The sequence below is a fragment of the Mucilaginibacter sp. NFX135 genome (genome assembly GCF_048565145.1).
Classification (GTDB): Bacteria; Bacteroidota; Bacteroidia; order Sphingobacteriales; family Sphingobacteriaceae; genus Mucilaginibacter.
This window is the reverse complement of record NZ_CP183412.1, coordinates 1,824,382-1,844,618: the sequence shown is the minus strand read 5'-3', so window position 1 is coordinate 1,844,618 and position 20,237 is coordinate 1,824,382. Positions and strand designations below refer to the sequence as shown.

The 20,237-nt window shown below is 41.4% G+C and carries 20 protein-coding genes; 10 read left to right on the top strand and 10 right to left on the bottom strand.

Features of this window, described 5'->3' with window-relative positions; translation table 11 throughout:
* Window positions 1-7: 7 nt before the first annotated feature.
* Window positions 8-508, bottom strand: coding sequence for a glutathione peroxidase (locus ACNURT_RS08050; RefSeq protein WP_419701284.1), 501 nt, complete (start codon window positions 506-508; stop codon window positions 8-10).
* Window positions 509-510: 2 nt separating this feature from the next.
* Window positions 511-1,128: a DUF4294 domain-containing protein gene (locus ACNURT_RS08045; protein WP_370997636.1), complete on the bottom strand. Its 618-nt coding sequence runs from the start codon at window positions 1,126-1,128 to the stop codon at window positions 511-513.
* Window positions 1,129-1,235: 107 nt separating this feature from the next.
* Between ACNURT_RS08045 and ACNURT_RS08040 the strand changes: the two genes are divergently transcribed.
* The 3 genes from ACNURT_RS08040 to ACNURT_RS08030 all read left to right on the top strand — a co-directional run bounded on the left by ACNURT_RS08040 (window position 1,236) and on the right by ACNURT_RS08030 (window position 5,392).
* On the top strand, window positions 1,236-3,458 hold the full coding sequence (locus ACNURT_RS08040) for a RelA/SpoT family protein (protein WP_370997634.1): 2,223 nt from the start codon (window positions 1,236-1,238) through the stop codon (window positions 3,456-3,458).
* A 150-nt stretch (window positions 3,459-3,608) separates the two neighbouring features.
* Entirely contained in the window at window positions 3,609-4,076 is a 468-nt protein-coding gene (locus tag ACNURT_RS08035; RefSeq protein WP_419701283.1) for a Fur family transcriptional regulator, read from the top strand.
* A 38-nt stretch (window positions 4,077-4,114) separates the two neighbouring features.
* The gene (locus tag ACNURT_RS08030; protein ID WP_419701282.1) at window positions 4,115-5,392 is read left to right on the top strand and encodes an adenylosuccinate synthase; all 1,278 of its coding nucleotides are present in this window, start codon (window positions 4,115-4,117) and stop codon (window positions 5,390-5,392) included.
* 157 nt (window positions 5,393-5,549) lie between these two features.
* Here the strand turns inward: ACNURT_RS08030 and ACNURT_RS08025 are convergent, their stop codons facing one another.
* Entirely contained in the window at window positions 5,550-5,948 is a 399-nt protein-coding gene (locus tag ACNURT_RS08025; protein ID WP_419701281.1) for a type II CAAX prenyl endopeptidase Rce1 family protein, read from the bottom strand.
* Between the two features lie 89 nt (window positions 5,949-6,037).
* Between ACNURT_RS08025 and ACNURT_RS08020 the strand changes: the two genes are divergently transcribed.
* Window positions 6,038-7,318 carry an anthranilate synthase component I family protein gene (locus ACNURT_RS08020; RefSeq protein WP_419701280.1) on the top strand — a complete coding sequence of 427 codons (1,281 nt, stop codon included), beginning with the start codon at window positions 6,038-6,040 and terminating at the stop codon, window positions 7,316-7,318.
* A 46-nt stretch (window positions 7,319-7,364) separates the two neighbouring features.
* Here ACNURT_RS08020 and ACNURT_RS08015 read toward each other — a convergent pair whose 3' ends face one another.
* The 5 genes from ACNURT_RS08015 to ACNURT_RS07995 all read right to left on the bottom strand — a co-directional run bounded on the left by ACNURT_RS08015 (window position 7,365) and on the right by ACNURT_RS07995 (window position 11,248).
* Entirely contained in the window at window positions 7,365-8,108 is a 744-nt protein-coding gene (locus ACNURT_RS08015; RefSeq protein ID WP_419701279.1) for a YqjF family protein, read from the bottom strand.
* Between the two features lie 125 nt (window positions 8,109-8,233).
* On the bottom strand, window positions 8,234-9,034 hold the full coding sequence (locus tag ACNURT_RS08010; protein ID WP_370997625.1) for a M48 family metallopeptidase: 801 nt from the start codon (window positions 9,032-9,034) through the stop codon (window positions 8,234-8,236).
* A gap of 5 nt (window positions 9,035-9,039) precedes the next feature.
* On the bottom strand, window positions 9,040-9,687 hold the full coding sequence (gene plsY / locus ACNURT_RS08005; protein ID WP_076374174.1) for a glycerol-3-phosphate 1-O-acyltransferase PlsY: 648 nt from the start codon (window positions 9,685-9,687) through the stop codon (window positions 9,040-9,042).
* A gap of 130 nt (window positions 9,688-9,817) precedes the next feature.
* Entirely contained in the window at window positions 9,818-10,660 is an 843-nt protein-coding gene (nadC, locus tag ACNURT_RS08000) for a carboxylating nicotinate-nucleotide diphosphorylase (protein ID WP_419701278.1), read from the bottom strand.
* Window positions 10,661-10,852: 192 nt separating this feature from the next.
* Window positions 10,853-11,248, bottom strand: a complete 396-nt coding sequence (locus ACNURT_RS07995; protein ID WP_370997622.1) for a DUF4783 domain-containing protein — start codon at window positions 11,246-11,248, stop codon at window positions 10,853-10,855.
* A gap of 187 nt (window positions 11,249-11,435) precedes the next feature.
* Here ACNURT_RS07995 and gpmI point away from each other — a divergent pair, with 187 nt between their 5' ends.
* Both gpmI and ACNURT_RS07985 read left to right on the top strand, forming a co-directional pair.
* Window positions 11,436-12,959 carry a 2,3-bisphosphoglycerate-independent phosphoglycerate mutase gene (gene gpmI, locus ACNURT_RS07990; protein ID WP_419701277.1) on the top strand — a complete coding sequence of 508 codons (1,524 nt, stop codon included), beginning with the start codon at window positions 11,436-11,438 and terminating at the stop codon, window positions 12,957-12,959.
* 1 nt (window position 12,960) lies between these two features.
* Window positions 12,961-13,515, top strand: a complete 555-nt coding sequence (locus ACNURT_RS07985; protein WP_419701276.1) for a hypothetical protein — start codon at window positions 12,961-12,963, stop codon at window positions 13,513-13,515.
* A gap of 195 nt (window positions 13,516-13,710) precedes the next feature.
* Here ACNURT_RS07985 and ACNURT_RS07980 read toward each other — a convergent pair whose 3' ends face one another.
* Complete coding sequence (locus tag ACNURT_RS07980) at window positions 13,711-14,319, bottom strand: tetratricopeptide repeat protein (protein ID WP_419701275.1); 609 nt, start codon at window positions 14,317-14,319, stop codon at window positions 13,711-13,713.
* Between the two features lie 402 nt (window positions 14,320-14,721).
* Between ACNURT_RS07980 and lon the strand changes: the two genes are divergently transcribed.
* From lon to ACNURT_RS07965, 3 genes are all read left to right on the top strand, one after another.
* On the top strand, window positions 14,722-17,196 hold the full coding sequence (gene lon, locus ACNURT_RS07975) for an endopeptidase La (protein WP_419701274.1): 2,475 nt from the start codon (window positions 14,722-14,724) through the stop codon (window positions 17,194-17,196).
* Between the two features lie 210 nt (window positions 17,197-17,406).
* The gene (locus ACNURT_RS07970; RefSeq protein ID WP_419701273.1) at window positions 17,407-17,820 is read left to right on the top strand and encodes a hypothetical protein; all 414 of its coding nucleotides are present in this window, start codon (window positions 17,407-17,409) and stop codon (window positions 17,818-17,820) included.
* A 120-nt stretch (window positions 17,821-17,940) separates the two neighbouring features.
* Complete coding sequence (locus ACNURT_RS07965) at window positions 17,941-18,891, top strand: lipid A deacylase LpxR family protein (protein ID WP_419701272.1); 951 nt, start codon at window positions 17,941-17,943, stop codon at window positions 18,889-18,891.
* A 94-nt stretch (window positions 18,892-18,985) separates the two neighbouring features.
* Here ACNURT_RS07965 and arfB read toward each other — a convergent pair whose 3' ends face one another.
* Window positions 18,986-19,393 carry an alternative ribosome rescue aminoacyl-tRNA hydrolase ArfB gene (gene arfB, locus ACNURT_RS07960; protein WP_419701271.1) on the bottom strand — a complete coding sequence of 136 codons (408 nt, stop codon included), beginning with the start codon at window positions 19,391-19,393 and terminating at the stop codon, window positions 18,986-18,988.
* A gap of 167 nt (window positions 19,394-19,560) precedes the next feature.
* Between arfB and cmk the strand changes: the two genes are divergently transcribed.
* Window positions 19,561-20,235 carry a (d)CMP kinase gene (cmk, locus tag ACNURT_RS07955; protein ID WP_419702119.1) on the top strand — a complete coding sequence of 225 codons (675 nt, stop codon included), beginning with the start codon at window positions 19,561-19,563 and terminating at the stop codon, window positions 20,233-20,235.
* Window positions 20,236-20,237: the final 2 nt, after the last annotated feature.

Genomic DNA, 20,237 nt, shown 5'->3' with positions numbered 1-20,237 from the left:
GGTTGAATTATAAAGAGGCCTGTAAAAGGCGTTCGATCTTTTTCCTGATCTTTGAAGATGTGGGCTTGGTAAAAGGATAAAAAAAGTCGGTTACATGCCCGGTACGATCTACCAAAAATTTATGAAAGTTCCACCGCGGAACAGATTTCAGGTTACCGTTATCTTTTTTATTAGCAAAAAACTGGTATAGAGGATGAGCGTAGGGGCCCCGTACTCTTATCTTTTCAAATACGGGATAATTGGCTCCTGCATTTTCGCAAAAAGTGGCTATCGCCTCGCCTTCCAATGGTTCTTGTCCGCCAAAGTCGTTTGAGGGGAAAGCAAGTATTTCGAAATCCGTATTCTTAAACTGGTCCTTTAGGTTGGCCAGGTCCTTAAGCTGAGGGGTAAAACCACATTGAGAGGCGGTGTTAACTACTAAAAGAACTTTATTTTTATAAGCCGACAGGCTAATCTCTTCCCCGTTTAATGTTTGCACATTAAACTTGTAGATACTATTGTTATCCATTATTAATTGTTAGTGGAATTATATCCGGCTTGCTTCAATATAGCCTCGATATCTTTCTGCTCCTCAGGGTCGTAGGTTTCCTTTAGGTTATGGCCGAATATGCTGGCTACAGATTGAAACATAAAGGCCTTAAAACCACCCTTAAGCTCTTTAACCATCGTATAGCTGGTGGTTCCGGTTTCACGGTCAATCAGCTTGATCAATACCTCACCCTGACTAATTGTCAGATTTTTTATTTCCTTGTTAAACAATGTTTTTATTTCGGTTTCACAGGCGGCTACCAACTCTTTCTGTTTGTGCTTATCGCCTGTAAGTGCCAGGTCGCGTTGCAACTGGCGGTAACGCTGCCCCGCAAAACGCGCGTAAGGCAACACTTTGAACACATTGTACCGTAACCTGTTATAAGCCATCCGGTCGGCTTCACTGGCAAATATACGTGTATCAACAATTTTTACTTCGGGCGTAACTATCCAGGGTACGAGTTCTCCGTCAAGATCGGTCATGGCCGTTTTGATGGTATCATTTTTGCCTAAAGTTACAGGTGCTGGTTTATCTGTCTGGGCCTTTAGCGCGCCCACGATGCCGAAACAAAACAAGAACAGAAAACCAATAAATTTCATAATTTTACTTAAAACAAAATTAAAGCAATTTTTTGTGGTATTTCAATTAATCTGTAATAATAATTTATAATTACAAGTTTATCAAGTAATACCATTAATATCAGCATATGAAAGAGTTAGTGATTGACCTGGAAGCGGAAAAAAATGAGATATTAAAAAGATATCGGGCTTTGCTGCGCGCCTGTAAGTCGACCCTGCAAAAGGGCGATAAGCGCATGATCCGTAAAGCATTTGATATGGCCCTGGAAAGCCATAAAGACATGCGCCGTAAAAGCGGCGAACCCTATATATACCATCCTATTGCCGTAGCACAAATAGCGGCCGAAGAAATAGGCCTGGGTACCACCTCCATCGTGTGTGCCCTGCTGCATGATGTGGTTGAAGATACCAACATGACGCTGGACGATATTGAAATGGAGTTTGGCAAAAAGGTAGCCAAAATCATTGATGGGCTTACCAAAATATCGGGCGTATTTGACACCAACAGCTCATTACAGGCCGAGAATTTTCGCAAGATGCTGCTTACCCTGGCCGATGATGTGCGGGTGATTTTGATCAAACTGGCTGATCGCCTGCATAACATGCGGACTATGGAGTTTATGCCGCGCGATAAGCAGCTTAAACTATCGTCAGAAACCGTTTATTTATATGCCCCGCTGGCACACAGGCTGGGTTTATACACCATAAAATCTGAGCTGGAAGACCTTTCTATGAAATACATGGAGCGGGAAACCTATCAGTTTTTAAAAGTTAAGCTCAACGAGAAAAAGACCGAACGTGAAAAGTTTATCCGCGATTTTATTGAGCCGGTAAAAAAGGTGTTGCTGGGCCAGGGCCTGGAGGCCGATATTTTTGGCCGCCCTAAATCCATCCACTCCATCTGGAATAAGATGAAGAAAAAATCGATACCTTTTGAAGAGGTATATGATCTTTTTGCCATCAGGGTGATATTGGATAGTACGCCTGAAAATGAAAAAGCTGATTGCTGGAAAGCCTATTCGATAGTTACCGATCTCTACCGTCCTAATCCCGACAGGCTGCGTGATTGGATCTCGTCGCCCAAAGCTAACGGGTACGAATCATTGCATACCACTGTAATGGGTCCCCGCGGTCAATGGGTTGAAGTGCAAATTCGTACCAAACGGATGAATGAGATAGCCGAAAAGGGCTTTGCCGCGCACTGGAAGTACAAAGAATCGACTACCGACAGCGGCCTTGATCAATGGGTACAAAAGGTGAGGGATATGCTTAAAAATCCCGACTCCAACGCACTCGATTTTCTGGATGATTTTAAAATGAACCTTTTCAGCGATGAGATCTTCATTTTTACACCTAAAGGCGCCTTGATCCAATTGCCTTTAAACGCTACAGCGCTCGATTTTGCCTTCGAGATACATACCGATGTGGGCGCCAGTTGTATTGGCGCTAAAGTAAATCACAAACTGGTACCGCTGAGCTATAAACTGCAGAATGGCGACCAGGTAGAGATCATTACTTCGGGCAAACAAACGCCTAAGGAAGACTGGCTGAACTTTGTGGTTACCGCTAAGGCAAAAGCCAAAATAAAATCGGCGTTAAAAGAAGAAAAACGGAAAATTGCCGAAGATGGCAAGGAGATACTGGAGCGCAAGTTAAAATCGCTCAAGATCACTTACAACTCTGAAAACATACATAAGCTGAGTTACTTTTTTAAACTGCAAACAACCCAGGACCTGTTTTACAATATTGCCAAAGGCATCATTGACATGAAAGATCTGAAGGAGTACCAGGCCTCAGAAAAAGTAATTGAAAATAAACCACAGGATAAAATTGAGCAGGAGCAGGTACATAGCCTGCTGCGCAACATCAAAGCTAAAGATAGCGACATATTGCTCATTGGCGAGGATATGCAAAAGATTGACTATAAACTGGCCAATTGCTGCAACCCTATCCCTGGTGATGATGTGTTTGGTTTTGTTACCGTAAGCGATGGCATCAAGATACACCGTACCAACTGCCCTAATGCGGCCAAACTGATGGCCAACTATGGCTACCGGATTGTAAAGGCCCGCTGGACAAACCAACAGGAATTGGCATTTTTAACCGGCTTGCGCATTACCGGTATTGACGACGTGGGATTGATCAATAAACTGACTACGGTAATATCACAGGATTTTAAGGTAAATATCCGCTCTATTACGGTTGATAGCGACAATGGCATTTTTGAAGGTTCGCTCATGGTATATGTAAATGATACTGAGCATCTGGATAACCTGATCAAAAACCTGAAAATGGTTAAGGGTATCACCGCTGTAAACCGTTTCGATTCGGCAATTGAAAAAGCATCATAAAAGAGCCAGGAATCAAGAGACAAGAATCAAGAAAAACCGGATGCATCTTCTTTCTTGATTCTTGACCCTCACTTCTTGATTCTTATCCTCTTGATTCTTATTTCCTGATTCTATCTTTTATTAATAACTTTGACTCTTTAATAGATAATTATGCCTCAGCAGGATACAATAGTGTTGGTTAAAAAAATTTTCGAGGCTTACCTCGAAAACAAAAACCTGCGTAAAACGCCCGAGCGTTTTGCTATACTTGAAGAAATTTATTCGCGTACCGATCACTTTGATGTGGAGTCATTATACATCCACATGAAAAATAAAAAATACCGTGTAAGCCGCGCCACCGTTTATAATACCCTGGAATTACTGGTATCATGTGACCTGGTTACCAAACATCAGTTTGGTAAAAACATGGCACAATTTGAAAAATCATACGGCTATAAGCAGCATGATCATATTATTTGCATTGACTGCGGCAAAGTGGTTGAGTTTTGCGACCCGCGCATACAGCAGATACAAAGCATGATGGGCGACATCCTGAAATTTGATATCAAACACCACTCCCTTAATCTTTATGGCAATTGCACCAAATTAAGAGACGGTAATTGTGACAGAAAAGCATAACTTTGCCCCCCTTAATATTATACTCTGAATTTACATAAATGGCTGTTGACGTATTATTAGGCCTCCAATGGGGCGATGAAGGTAAAGGAAAAATTGTTGATGTGCTTAGTGCAGGTTATGACCTGATAGCACGTTTCCAGGGCGGCCCCAATGCCGGGCATACTTTGGAATTTGACGGTAAAAAATTCGTTTTAAATACCATTCCTTCAGGTATATTTTTTGAGAACACCATGAACCTGATCGGTAATGGTGTAGTGATCGATCCGATCACACTGAAAAAAGAATTAGAAAAACTAAAAGATGCCGGGCATGATCTATTGGCGAAAAAGAATTTGCTGATAGCTAAAAAAGCCCACCTCATATTACCAACGCACCAGTTACTTGATGCCGCTAATGAAAAAAAGATGGGCGATGGCAAAATTGGTTCAACCTTAAAAGGTATCGGTCCAACTTATATGGACAAAACTGGTCGTAATGGTTTGCGTATAGGTGATATTACCCTGCCCGATTTTAAGGAACGCTACCAGAAACTGGTTGACAAGCATGTATCTATGCTGCAATCATTATACGGCGAAGTAGCTGATTTTTCTGAGCGCGAAACCGCATTTTTTGAAGCGCTTGATCTACTGCGCCAGTTTCCATTGGTTGACTCTGAGCATTTAGTTAACAATTATATAAAACAAGGTAAAAAAGTACTGGCAGAAGGCGCACAAGGCGCTATGCTGGATATTGATTTTGGCTCATACCCTTTTGTTACTTCCTCAAATACAACCGCAGCCGGAGCCTGCACAGGTTTGGGTATAGCACCACAACAAATTGGTGAGGTGATAGGTATTTTTAAGGCTTATTGTACCCGTGTTGGCGGCGGACCATTCCCAACCGAACTCGAGAACGAAACAGGCGAAGAATTACGCCAAACAGGCCATGAATTTGGCGCGACCACCGGAAGGCCACGCCGTACAGGATGGATCGACCTGCCGGCTTTAAAATACGCTATAATGCTTAATGGTGTTACCCAACTGGTAATGACCAAAGCCGATGTATTAAGCGGCTTTGATAAAATATATGCCTGTACCCACTACAACTATCTGGGCGAAAAGATCGATTACATGCCTTACGATATTTGTTCGGTAAGCCCTGAGCCAATTTTGAAAGAAATTGACGGCTGGAACGAAGATCTGACCGGAATTACTAAATTAAACCAGATACCGGCCAAACTACAATCATATATTGATTATTTAGAGGCAGAATTAGGCGTTCCTGTTAAATACCTATCCGTAGGGCCAGACAGGAAACAAACGCTGGTAATGCACTAATTGCATCGGCTATTCAAAAGCCCTGTATCTATAGATGCAGGGCTTTTTTTGTTATTTATGGTTAAAGGTATCTGGCTAAAACAGCATAAAGGTTATATAAGGCGTGCAACAACACAACATATAAAAATGCCTGATGGCCGTTCTTTACCCGCTTGTACTAAATGTAAAGAAAACTCATGATCACTCCGCTAAAAAACATAGCGATCATGTAAAGCGGATTATAATAATGGTTTGCTCCAAATAATAATGCGGGGATAATGATCAGCAGATATAAATTTTTTATCCCGAATTTATTCATCAATTGATTGGGCAAACTGATAAACAACCAGGTTTCCAATAGTGGCGCAAAAATGCAGGCTACCAACAACTGTTCTGGAACTGACTCTTTATCGATAGGGTTATTGAGCAAGTCAGACTCCGGAAAATAATGGTCTGCAATAAAGGCAAAGAAAAGGCTATTCAGAAAAGATAAAATCAAACAAGCCAAAAAAACATAGTAAAATTTGATCCTACCCGAGATTAGCCCTTCTTTAAAATGATACACCAGTAATTGCATTGAATAAGCTTCGCATTTATTCACCCAATATAGAATAACAAAAAGACACTTCATGCAGCCTTTTTACTTTACTTGCTTATTTTTGCCGGGTGATTATTCCCGTTCAAGATTCTCCCCTGTTTAAACAAAAAGCCTTACAATGGGCTTCATCATTTGATACGGTATGTTACCTTGACTCTAACGGGTTTAATGACCCCTATGGTAAATTTGATACGCTGATAGCTATTGGGATAAAAGATGAGGTAACGGCACAGGTTGGGAGCGCTTTTGATCAACTGGAAGCTTTCCGTCAAAATAATCAAGGATGGATAACTGGTTTTTTAGGATACGATCTGAAGAATGAAACAGAACAGCTATCATCTGTCAATCCGGATGGCTTACAATTCCCAGATCTTTATTTTTTCGCACCTCTGCACTTAATTATCATTAAGGATGGTAAAGTGGAGATCATCAGCGATGAGCCTGAACATGTTTTCGATCTGATTGCTCAACAGGAACTAATTATCCGCAAGGAACAGCCAGCTATCGCGTTAAAATCCCGCTTTAGCCGGAAAGAATATATTGATGCCGCAAAAGGTATCCAGGAGCACATCAACCGCGGCGATATTTACGTGACCAATTTTTGCCAGGAGTTTTTTGCGGAGCAAGCCGCGATAGATCCGCTGGCCATATTTACACAGTTAAATGCAGTCTCACCAAATCCTTTCAGCACTTTTTTTAAATGGAAGAACAACTATATACTGGGAGCATCGCCTGAACGTTTCCTGGCCAAACGTGGCACTAAGCTGATATCCCAGCCCATAAAAGGGACTGCTAAAAGGGGTACAGATGAACAGACTGATGAGTTGATCAAACAACAACTCCGTAACCACCCCAAAGAACTCCAGGAAAACGTAATGATAGTTGACCTGGTACGAAATGACCTGACTCGCTCCGCCAAGCAAGGCACTGTTAAAACCGAAGAGCTATTTGGCATACACAGTTTCCAGTATGTACACCAAATGATATCAACGGTGGTATGCGAGCTTCAGGAAGGCTTGTCGGCCATACAGGCCATCAAAAACACCTTCCCTATGGGCAGCATGACAGGTGCACCTAAGATCAGCGCTATGCAATTGATGGAGCAATATGAGCGCAGTAAGCGGGGGGTATATTCTGGTGCTATCGGCTATTTAAGTCCGGATAATGATTTTGATCTGAATGTGGTTATCCGTACCCTCCTGTACAACTCATCAAAACAATACCTCTCGTTCCACGCAGGGAGCGCGATCACATACCATGCTGATCCGGAAAAAGAGTATGAAGAATGCCTGCTCAAAGCACAAGCGGTTATGGAAGTTCTGGGGAAAATTGGCAGTCGTAAGTCGTAAGTCGACAGTCTCACGTCATTATTTTCTTTACTTAGAACTAAAGACTTTAGACTTCGGACTTACTTTTCACCACTATCTTATCCCCCATCCTCACCTTAATATCAGATCCGGCAGCAAAAAATACCGATACTGGCTCTTTTTTCAGATAAGGTTCAAAAGCTTCGCCGTAAAGCCCGGCTACGTTAGCTTCAAAAACATAATCTTTAACCGTACCCGTTTGCCAGGAAATATGCTCAACCTGATACTCCATCGTACTAAAATGAGATAGCTTATTATAGCCCCAGTAATGTTCAAGGATAAATTCCTCGGCACTGCCAGGTTCAATATTCATTAATTGGTTATTCGCCGTGGCGCCCAATTTGTTCCATTTGCCTTTGAATTTCCATTCATATAAAAATTGGGTATGCCCGTCTCCGGTCAAAGTAACTGAACTGCGCATAGGCATTGCGCTGTAATGTTCTTTATATAGGTTGTTGGCGATAAGTGCTATCATGCTTTTGGGCACTATCTCACTTACAAAAACAGCACCGCGTTTCCATTCCTTACCTTCAAAATATTTTACATAAAAGCGCAGGTTTACTTCCTCAAAGTTTACATGCCCGGGCCATTTGATGCCCAGCATACGGGTATTGGCAAATACAAAACCAACCATGCTTACCAGAGCTTTTCCTTGCCATAAGTCAAGTACCGTTCCGGGCGGCAAATAAGCATCCAGTATTTGCGGATCAACCTCGTAATTCTGCATCACCAGGTTTTTCCACTGTGCCCGTAAAAATTGACGCTTAGCCATGATGAGGTGGGGAGTAGTGAAGGGTGAATGGGGAATAGTGAGTTATGAGTAAAAATGAATATTAGCCTATTTCCTAAGCGGATTTGTCCACGCTAAAAAAAACTCACTACTCACTATTCACTACTTTATTTCTTGTAATATTTCATAGCCTCGGGTATAAGGCGCTGGATATTCGCGATACGGGTGGCATCAGAAGGGTGGGTGCTGAGCAGCTCAGGCGGAGCGCCGCCTTTATTTTGAGCTGCCATACGCTGCCAAAAACCTACAGCCTCATGCGGATCATAACCTGCCATGGCCATAAAAGTAAGCCCTAAGCGGTCAGCTTCCGATTCCTGGTCACGGGAGTATTTTAGTAAAACTACTTGCGTGCCCACGCCGTATGCCTGGCTAAAAAGCCCCTGCATTACCTGCGATTGCTTGGATACAGCAATACCGGCCAGTGATCCTCCAAATTGCGCTAATGTTTGCTGAGATATACGCTCGGCAGAGTGTCTGGCTATAGCATGACCAATCTCATGCCCCATTACAACGGCCAGATAGGCGTCGGTATTAGCAACTGGTAACAGGCCGCTATATACAGCCACTTTTCCTCCCGGCATACACCAGGCATTTACCTCGCTGCTTTGTATCAGGTTAAATTCCCATTGAAAATTATATTGATTGGCATAACCATTCTGTTGCAGATATTGCTCAATGGCTGCAGCCAGTTTACTGCCTATCCTCTTAACCCGTTGCGCGTCGGTTCCATTGCTAACAACTTTGGTTTTAGGGTCTGTCAATAATTGTTTGTAGCTGGCAGCTGCCGATTGGTTTACTTCGGCATCGCCTACCAGGCTTAATTGACGACGACCTGTTAACGGTACTGTTGAACAGGAATACAATGCAATGATAAAGATCAGAGCAAGGGCAGGTCTGAATTTTTTCATGATGATCAGGTAGTTTTCTTCTTTAAAAAATTAACTTTTGACTCCGTGCCTTTTAGTAAGCGTTCGATATTTTTTTGGTGCGTTACCAATATGAGCAAACAGATGCACATACCATAAATAACTACCGACCGGATAGACGTTGGAAAAATAAACGAAACTCCGATAGGATATGTAAAAGCTGCGGCTATAGAGCTAAGCGATACATAACGCGTAGTTAAGAGCACTATTACAAATACCAGGACACATAATAAAGCGGCATGTAAATGAATAGCCAAAATCATTCCAAATAAGGTAGCTACACCTTTCCCTCCCCGAAAACCCGCAAAAATTGGAAACAGGTGACCCATTACCGCGGCAATACCCAAAGCAAGCGCGTAATTAGTATAAGCTATAGAATTAGACGGCCCTGTGGTTGATACACCAATAAAATAAGCCAGATTGGTGGCTGTCCATCCTTTTAAAATATCCAACAGCATTACTGGGATACCGGCCTTTTTACCCAACACCCTGAAAGTATTGGTTGCGCCTGCATTTCCGCTGCCGTACTCACGAACATCAATATCATAAAAAGCCAGCCCTATCCAAACGGCCGTAGGTATAGACCCGCAGAGATAAGCCAGAATGAGCGCTGAAACTGAATAAACGGTTATCATTTCCCTGCAATATTACGAAATTGATATGGTACTAAGGGTTAAATTATAAACTCTAAATCCGAAACTTTAAACTCTAAATCCGAAATCGAAAACAGCGAAGCTCTCAACGAAGTTAATCTCAGTTCCGAAATCAGATAGCTTTAAGACTCAGGTCAAGACTTTTAACAGAGTGAGTTAATGCACCTACCGAAATATAATCAACCCCGCACTCGGCATAACCGCGTATATTATCAATGGTTATCCCTCCCGATGCCTCGGTAATAAAGCGGCCCTGAATAATATCAACAGCCTGCTTTAGGTCGGCAAAGTTAAAATTATCCAACAATATACGGTTCACATGGCCGGTTTGCAAAACCTGATCAAGCTCATCCAGGTTACGCACTTCTATTTCAATAGCCAGTTTTTTGTTGTTATCAATAAGGTATTGATTGGCTCTTCCAATGGCTTGTCTTATCCCCCCCGCGTAATCAACATGATTATCTTTGATCAGGATCATATCATACAAACCAAAACGATGGTTAACACCACCTCCGATCCTTACTGCCCATTTTTCAAGATATCGTAAACCCGGAGTGGTTTTACGGGTGTCCAGAACTTTCGTATGAGTATCCTTTAACAGATCAACTATCTGCCTTGTTTTAGTAGCAATGCCCGACATGCGCTGCATACAATTCAATACCAAACGTTCGGCTTTTAAAATACTTTGCGAATTGCCCTCTACCTCAAAGGCCACGTCTTTAGGTTTTATAACAGCGCCATCGGTTAAAAACACATTTACCTTCAGGTTGGCATCAACAATTTTAAAAATCTCCAATGACAGCTCAACTCCGGCCAATATGCCTTCGTCTTTTACCAATAGTTTTGCTTTACCGGTGCTATCGGCAGGAATAGTTGATAAAGAAGTATGGTCGCCATCACCAACATCTTCCTTTAAAGCCTCAATTATAAAATGGTGTATTAATTCCTTATCCAAGAGTATTCAATTTAAACCTCAAAAGTAATGAAAAAAAGATGTGCAGATGAAAATTGATGTGCAGATTTCAAATGTGCAGATATGTAAATGAAAATTCTTTAACGATGGGTATCGATAAAGCTTGGAAAGCAGTTTCTCATTTGCACATTTGAAATCTGCATATTTGCACATCAATGTTCATTCGCACATCTATTATTTCACTTTCTCGTTTTCAATCCGGAGTTCAATAACTGACATTTTACCACCGGCGTCCTTCAGGGTAAGGGCAACCCGGTATAATCCGGTGTCGGTAGTTAAAATAAATACACCAAAGCGGTAATTGGCGCTGGAGTTTACCTTATGTAATAATTTGATGCTTTTGGGCTTATTCTTTGAGAAAAATTTATCCAGTATTAATGTAGCCTGTGCCCGGGAGTAAATATTTTCCTCATTCATCAACGTGATCTCAACACTGGAGGCAAATGATTTAGCCAATTCCTTGGTATTGCCCTGTTTGATGAGATTGGCTGCATCATCTATCGGATCGGCGGGTGTAAAACCTGGCAAAAGAAATAGCATAATAAAAGACGACAGACACACCAGTTTCATATATTTATTTAATAAACAGAATTTTAATAACACGGATTATTAATAAAATCAACGGGGCTATTGATCTTCGAATAAGATATAACTGTTTTTATCCGCAATTATTATCAAATCATGATATAGTATATTCCGCAAATCGAAATTAAAAAAATAATCATATAAAGTACAGCGTTGCCGTTATATTTGCGATGTGGAAAATCAAAAAAAACTCGCATTAATTATTCTTGATGGCTGGGGTTATGGCCGTAACGACCAGTCGAACGCTATACTTGCTGCAAATACACCCTTTGTTGATAGTTTGCTGCAACAATATCCAAATTCCAAACTCGAAGCATCCGGAACCGCGGTAGGTTTACCTGCCGGACAAATGGGCAACTCAGAAGTTGGGCACATGAACCTGGGCGCAGGCCGTATAGTTTACCAGGAACTGGGGCGCATTCATAAAGCTGTTGACGATAATGAACTGCCAACCATCCCGGTGTTGAAAGATGCTTTTGAATATGCCAAACAAAATAACCGCGATGTACATTTCATCGGCCTGGTATCTGATGGCGGGGTTCACTCCCACATCAGGCATGTAAAAGGTTTGTGCGATGCTGCAAAGCAATTGGAGGTTAAAAATGTATACATCCATGCTTTTTTAGACGGACGCGACACCGATCCTAAATCGGGATTGGGTTTTGTTACCGATCTGGAGCAATATATCGAAGGATCTGATGCAAAAATCGCATCGGCTATTGGCAGGTATTATGCCATGGATCGTGATAATCGTTGGGAGCGTGTAAAACTGGCTTACGACCTTTTGGTTAACGGCGAGGGAGAAGCAACCCAACACATTACAAATGCGATTAAAAAATCATATGACGAAGGTGTAACCGACGAATTCATAAAACCAATTGTGAGCGTTGATGCTGATGGCAAACCATTAGCTGTTATTAAAGAGGGTGATGTGGTGATCTGCTTCAATTTCCGTACAGACAGGGGCCGCGAGATCAGTATAGCTTTAACACAGAAATCATTCCCTGAATATAATTTGCATCCGCTGGCTATCCGTTATATCACCATGACCCCATACGACGAAACATTTAAAAACGTACAGGTGGTGTTTAACAAAGAGGACCTGACCAAAACATTGGGCGAGATTTTACAGAATGCGGGCAAAACACAGATCAGAATAGCCGAAACCGAGAAATACCCACATGTAACCTTCTTCTTTTCGGGTGGCCGCGAAAAAGAGTTTGATAATGAGAAACGCTTATTGGCGCCATCGCCCAAAGTAGCTACTTATGACTTGCAACCCGAAATGAACGCGGCAGGCATCCGTGACGCTATCATTCCGGAACTGGAAAGCGGCTGGCCCGATTTTGTTTGTCTTAACTTTGCCAATACTGATATGGTGGGCCATACAGGTGTTTTTAGCGCGGTGGTTAAGGCTGCTGAAACTGCCGATGCCTGTACCAAAGCGGTGGTTGAAGCTGGTTTGGCCAATGGCTATTCCTTCATCATCCTGGCAGACCACGGCAATGCCGATTATATGATCAACGAAGACGGTTCGCCTAATACAGCGCATACCACCAACCTGGTGCCTTGTATTATTATTGATAAAGATGTAAAACAGGTAAAGGATGGTAAACTGGGCGACATAGCGCCTACCATTTTAAGTATACTGGGCGTAGCTATCCCTGCGGAAATGACCGGGAATGTATTGGTATAAATTGAAATTATTACCCATAACCGCTTTTTTAGGCGGCATCATGCTCATATCCGGCTTGCCATCATGCAGGCCGGATATCAAGCAAAGCGGCGCTGTACTTAAATATGCCGATATCAGCGGCTTCTTCAAGACAGATACTGCAAAACTCACCAAACTCAATCCGTTGGTTAATAAAACCGTAACCCATAACGGTGTAACAGAAAATAAAACCTTACATATCACCAACTGGGGGCAGGAACTAAATCTGTTCATACAATCAGATATTAACCGCCCAGCCTGGAAAAACAGCTACAGGGTTCAAACTACCGACAGCTTAATAGTATACCAGTCCAAATATCCGGACCTGCGCACTACCCGCATCGTGATCAAAAAGAATGGTACTCAAATAAAATGGGTGCTCATTTTTAACCACACCAAAAACCTGCTGTATGAAACCAGGGAGAAGCTAAGTTACTTCCCGGATTCGGCTTATCTTATCGAGAAATGGCAGCACGTTAGGTTAATGGGTCAAAACAATTACAGGATCGAAGGGGTTTTGGTTAAGGGTATCAAGTAGTTAGTATCAAGTATCACGACTAATCAACATCACATATTTAAGCGTCGACGCTTACCTAAAGTAAAGTTCAAATGCAGGCCCTTAAACTGCATATTAATAAGAATCAAAAAATAAAGAGTCAAGGAATCGGGTTACATCAAAAAACACGGAATCATCAAGGTGCTTTAGTCTTGATACTAACTACTTGATACTAAATCAGTGACGGGCTACTGCAGGGCCGATAGCCTGTGTGAGTTTATCTTTTGACTGATCGATCAGATTAGCAATATCCATTCTTCCGGGATTATCGTTCAGTACCTTTTCAAGATCGGTTATAGATGCTTTCAGAGAATTGATACCCCTTGCACGATCATAAAAGTGTGAGTTGTTCTGTAGTTTAAACAAGCCGTAATCGCGGTAAGCAATCCCCCTGTTCTGGTAAAATTTACTGTCGTTAGGATCACTGTTGATAGATATGGCCTTGGTCAAGTCGACAATCGCGCCTAACAGGTACAATTCTTTATCCGAGGGTGATGTCTGGTTATCCTTCCCCAGGTAGCTTTTTGCCCTCGCCCGGTAATAATAGGCCGAGGCATCTGCCGGTTTTATGGCGATAACACGGGTATAGGCAGCTATTGATTTTTTATAATTATCACTATGGTAATAAGAGTAGCCCAGCATCCACAGCGCGTTGGCATTGGTTGAATCTGTGATACAAGCCTTCTCCAGGTGTGATACCGCCGATCTGAAATCGCCATCCATCAAGGCCTGCTGCCCCATTTTTACATAGGCGCTTTGTGCCACAGCCGATTCAAGCGAGGACATAATCAGAAAAGATACAATGACCGATAACTTCATTAGTGATTAATAGTGAAACAGAAACGGTATTATAATAACTACCATTATATCGAATTATTATGCCAAACGGCACTTTTCTTCAAAAAGATATTGTTTTCAAAAAAATTCCAAAAGGCTATAGTATGACTTTTTTTCATATTTATCAATTAATTCTTATTTAATTGTTAAGCTTATAAGTGGCTTGTAATAAACAAATAACCAAACCATTGTACTGCCATATTGCTTGTTAAGCATTATAACCATAACTTGGCACAGCTCTTGAAACATAGGTTGCAACAAGTAACAACCGCGGTTTTACCTGTAATTAAAGGCCTGGAGACTATGCAGGCTGACAACATGACGGTTTTATCTATATATAAAATATAATTAATGACTTTTGATCCATTCGATTTTAAAAATACACTACCGGTTATAAACGAAGACTCAGAGTTTTTTCCCTTAATGTCTACCGAAGACGAGGAAGAAATGAACAATGAAGAAATGCCAGAGGTATTATCCATATTGCCTTTGCGTAACACCGTTCTATTTCCGGGTGTGGTAATACCGATAACGGTTGGCAGAGACAAATCAATTAAACTGATACGCGATGCCAACAAGGGCAATCGTATGATTGGGGTAGTTGCGCAACAGGATGTGGGGATAGAAGACCCTAATTTTAACCAGTTGAACAAAATTGGCACCATTGCTCTTATCATAAAAATGCTGCAAATGCCCGATGGCAACACCACCGTTATTATTCAGGGTAAAAAGCGTTTTGTTTTAAAAGATGAGGTACAAAGCGAGCCCTATATAAAAGCTACTGTTGAACCTTTCAAAGAAATAAAGGCTAAAGAGGATAAAGAATTTAAAGCCATGGTATCGTCTATTAAAGACATGGCCATGAACATTATCCAATTATCGCCCAATATTCCGAGTGAGGCCGGTATAGCTATCCGTAATATTGAAAGCACTTCGTTTTTGATCAATTTTATATCATCAAATATGAATGCTGATATGGCGGCTAAACAACGCCTGCTGGAGGTTGCTAACCTGCGCGAAAGGGCCAACATGGTATTAGAACACCTGACGCTTGATCTGCAGATGCTGGAGCTTAAAAACCAGATCCAAACCAAGGTACGTGTTGATCTGGATAAGCAGCAGCGCGATTATTTTTTAAATCAGCAGCTAAAAACCATACAGGAAGAATTAGGTGGTAACTCACCCGACCTGGAGATCGACGACCTGCGTCAACGTGCTCTTAAAAAGAAATGGGCCAAAGAAGTAAAAGATCATTTTGCCAAAGAGCTTGAAAAGCTGGCCAGAACCAACCCGGCAGCAGCTGATTACTCGGTACAGATCAATTATCTTGAATTATTGCTTGATCTGCCCTGGAACGAGTTCACCAAAGATAATTTTGATCTGAAACGGGCTCAAAAAGTTCTGGATAAAGACCATTTTGGCCTGGATAAAGTAAAACAGCGCATTATCGAATACCTGGCCGTACTTAAATTAAAGCACGATATGAAAGCCCCCATCCTTTGCCTGGTGGGCCCTCCGGGGGTTGGTAAAACATCCTTAGGGAAATCAATTGCTAAAGCACTTGGCCGTAAATATGTACGTATGGCTCTGGGTGGGATCCGCGATGAAGCCGAAATAAGGGGGCACCGTAAAACCTATATTGGCGCCATGCCGGGTCGTATCATACAATCGGTTAAAAAAGCCGGTGCGGCCAATCCTGTTTTCATCTTAGATGAAATTGATAAAGTGGGTAACGATTTCCGGGGAGATCCGTCATCGGCTTTATTGGAAGTACTCGACCCTGAACAGAACAGTACTTTTTATGACCATTATGTAGAAATGGATTTTGATCTGTCAAACGTGATGTTCATAGCAACAGCCAATTCACTAAGTACTATTCAACCTGCTCTTTTAGACAGGATGGAGATCATAGAAGTGAATGGTTATACCATTGAAGAAAAGATAGAGATAGCCAAACAACACCTGTTGCCCAAGCAGCGCGAAGCCCATGGTTTAAAATTAAAAGATGTAAGTCTTAAAACCGACGTATTGGAGAAGCTCATCGTTGATTACACCCGTGAATCGGGCGTACGCGCACTGGAGAAAAAAATAGGCTCGGTAGTGCGTGGGGTAGCCAAAAATATTGCCATGGAAGAGGAATACAATCCTGTGGTGAATAAAAAAGATATCGAAAAAATACTGGGCGCACCTATTTATGATAAAGACCTTTATGAAGGTAACGATGTTGCCGGCGTAGTTACAGGCCTGGCATGGACATCGGTTGGTGGCGATATCTTGTTTATTGAGGCCAGTTTAAGTCCGGGTAAAGGGCGTTTAACCCTAACCGGCAGTCTGGGTGATGTGATGAAGGAATCAGTAACTATCGCATTGGCCTATCTGCGGGCACATGCCAATTACTTTAACATCAACCCCAAATTGTTTGATCAATGGGATGTGCATGTGCATGTACCCGCAGGCGCTACCCCAAAGGATGGCCCATCGGCTGGTATAACCATGCTTACTGCCCTTGTTTCGGCATTTACACAGCGCAAGGTAAAACCTAACCTGGCCATGACCGGCGAGATTACCCTGCGTGGTCGCGTTTTAGCTGTAGGTGGTATCAAAGAAAAAATACTGGCTGCCAAACGTGCCAACATCAAAGAGATCATCTTATGTAAATCCAACCAGAAGGATATTCTGGAGATCAAAGAAGATTATATCAAGGATCTGAAGTTCCATTATGTGGCGGATATGCGCGAGGTTATCGCACTTGCTCTTTTGAATGAAAAGGTAAGTAACCCGATTGATCTTACCGTTAAAGAGGACGAGAAAGCGATAGCAAATTAAAAAAGAGGGGTTAAAAATGATTTTTAACCCCTCTTTTTATTACAACTTCGCTAAAATTCATAAAATACTAAGGGTTGCGCCTGCAATGGAATCAGGGTTATATAAAGACGTAATGACAAATGAGAAAATAGTAAGATTAGGGGATTAAAAAGCCAACTTATTCGTATATTTTAGCCACCTAACAAGTGGATTTTTAATTTAAACCATTTAATGATAATACTGGATTTTTTGTTTTACTACTTGACATACTGGTTCGATAATAATAAAGATAAACTTAGTTGGAGTACCCCATTGCAAAGATCTTCATATGCACTTGGTTTAGGAACAATTGCTTTGATTTATTCGATAACACAAATAATTGAAATCACTAAATCAAATAATACTGACTTTCATTTTCCGAAGCTTCTGTTTCTATTGTTAGGGTTAGGTATAATGTGGTTGTATGATTATATTTATATAAAAAAGAATAGATATGGGTTAATTACTCCAATGTTTGATAGGTTTCCAAACAAAGATAATAGTGTTACAATTTCAATTATTGTAGTTGCGGTTTGTATTCTTTCTCCATTTATAGTAACCACCATTTTTGTGCCTTTTGGAGGACATCCAATTTCCAAAAAATGATATTTTTATAGAGAGATTATTTCATGAAAAAATAATCTCAAACTGATACACTCCCCTTTTTTTGTGCATATAAATCAGCTCAATTTTTCTATATTAGGCGCTGATATATTTTACAACCTAATGCTTAATAAACTATTCCTCACACTGTTGTGCCTTTTTGGTTCTATCAATCTATTTGCACAAACCCGCGGTCACGAAATTGCTATACAAACTGATAATGATGGGTACCTGGGCCAAGGCTCAGACAGGTATTACACCAATGGCATCTTCTTTTATTACCGTAAAGCTTTAAAAGCCGACGGTGATCTCCAGAATAAGGTTTTAGGTTTTGAGTTTGGCCAGAAAATGTACAATCCGCAATCGGGCTACGTACCTAATGCCTCGTACATCGACAGGCCTTTTGCAGCCTACTCCTACATTGGTTCAACACTCAACTTTTTATATAAAAACGAAAGCAACATTAAGCTGAGCGCACAGTTAGGCATAGTAGGCCCGGCCGCACAAGGCGAACCCATACAGAAATTTATTCATAACACTTTCGGGTTTTATTCTTTAAATGGCTGGCAATACCAGATAAAAAACAATGTAGAACTTAATTTAGGCGCCGAGTATAATAAACTTTTGGCAAGGGCTTCATGGATAGATGTAAGTTTGACCTCGTACGCCAATCTGGGTAATGGCTTCACTGGTGCCGGTGCAGGGCCTTTGATCCGTCTGGGTAATTTTAACCAGCTTTTCAATTCGGTTAGTACGCAAAGTACCGTATCCGCTGCCGATCAAAGCGGCTTATTACATGCCCACGAGATCTTTTTTTACTATAAACCGCAGATAAATGGTGTACTTTACGACGCCACTATACAAGGCCCCCTGTTTAACAAAAACAATGATCCTAACAGCCTGGAGGTTACCTTAAACAAAAAGCCTTTTATATTCAGCAACCAGGTGGGAGTAGCATTTACAACCAGTCGTTTCACTTTTGATATAGCAGCCATTTTCCACACTAAAGATGTGGAGCAGATGCTAAGGTCGCATCAATGGGCCAGTATTACTGGAGCTTACCGGTTTAAATAATTTGTCTGAATCAGAATTCTCATAATTTATAAATTTTCAGAATTAATTTTCATTCTGTTAATTCTTGAATTCTGAGAATTCTGATTCAGACAAACTAATCAAAATCAATCTTCCGGTTTTCCTTTTTGGCGGAGTGTTTCTTTTTGTCATCCAGGCGGGCGGCTTTTGCTGCCTTACTTACTTTGGTGGGCTTCCGCGCTTTAGGTTTCTGCAATGCCCGGGTTAGTAATAATATCAATCGTTCAATAGCCTTCTCTTTGTTGAGGTACTGACTGCGCTCTTCATCACAGATCACCTGTACCAAACCATCTTTATTAAAGCGGTTTTGCAATTTATCGTTCAGCAATAGTTTCTCCTCTTCGGTAAACAGTTCAGAGCTGTCTACATTAAATAAAAGCTCCACCTTGCTCGATACTTTATTTACATTCTGGCCGCCCTTACCCCCACTACGCGAGGTTTTATAAGTAATTTCTTTTTGCAGTGCTGATTTAGTAAGGTTCATTGGGCAAAGGTAATTGATTGGTTCATTAGTTCAATTGTTCATTAGTTTATTTGTAAACAATGTACAAATCAATTAGCGAGATAAACATCCGATACCAATAAACCAGTGAACTAATGCACAATTGAACCAATGAACTAATGAACATATTTTGTACTTTAGCTACGCTTATGAGTAAAAACATCGTAGTGGCCATTGACGGCTATTCGTCATGCGGTAAAAGCACACTGGCCAAAGCTTTAGCTAAAAAACTTCATTTTATTTATGTGGATAGCGGCGCAATGTACCGCGCTGTTGCCTTGTATTTTTTACGCAACAATATCGACCTGACCAATCACAATCAAATTGACGAGGCCTTAAAAAACATCCATCTTAATTTTCACTCGCGCGATTATCAGACACATATTACCCTAAACGGAGAAGAGGTATCTGACGAGATCCGCCTGATGCCTGTATCTGATAAAGTAAGTGAAGTATCGGCCATTCGCGAAGTACGTAAAGAGATGGTTAAGCAGCAACAGCGCATGGGACATTCTAAAAATATTGTGATGGACGGGCGCGACATAGGTACTACCGTTTTCCCGGATGCCGATATAAAGATCTTTATGACGGCAGACCCTAAAGTGCGTGCCGAAAGACGCTACAAGGAAATCAAGGATAAGAATCCCGAAATTACCTTAGAAGAAGTATTTGAGAATATAGCTCATCGTGATTACCAGGACACCACCCGCGAGGAAAGTCCGCTTGTAAGGGCCGATGATGCCATTATATTGGATAATACCAACCTCACTCCACAACAACAGCTGGACTTTGCTTTGGAAAGGGTAAAACCACTTATTGTTTAGGT